Below are 252 nucleotides of genomic sequence, written 5' to 3' on the forward strand. Positions count from 1 at the left end.
CTTTGACGGTGGCCAGGCCACGCAGCTCGAAGCCGTCGTTGACGATCAGCACGCGCTCGAGGCGGTGCTTGTGCATCAGGGCCTGCGCTTCATCGAGCGTGGCGCCTTCTTTCATGGTGACCAGGCGTTCCTGCGGCGTCATGATGTTGCGCAGGGGCTGGTCCAGGTTCTCTTCGAAGCGCAGGTCGCGGTTGGTGACGATGCCCACCAGCTTGCGCCCTTCCACCACCGGCAGGCCCGAGATGCCATGCT

The 252-nt window shown here is 64.7% G+C and carries 1 protein-coding gene; it reads right to left on the bottom strand.

What is annotated here, in order from left to right:
• A partial coding sequence (locus tag SB751_RS33380) for a CBS domain-containing protein (protein WP_410749418.1) occupies positions 1-252 on the bottom strand: 252 nt, incomplete at both ends.

Origin of the sequence: Cupriavidus sp. SIMBA_020 (assembly GCF_046535395.1) — a bacterium.
Classification (GTDB): Bacteria; Pseudomonadota; Gammaproteobacteria; order Burkholderiales; family Burkholderiaceae; genus Cupriavidus; species Cupriavidus campinensis.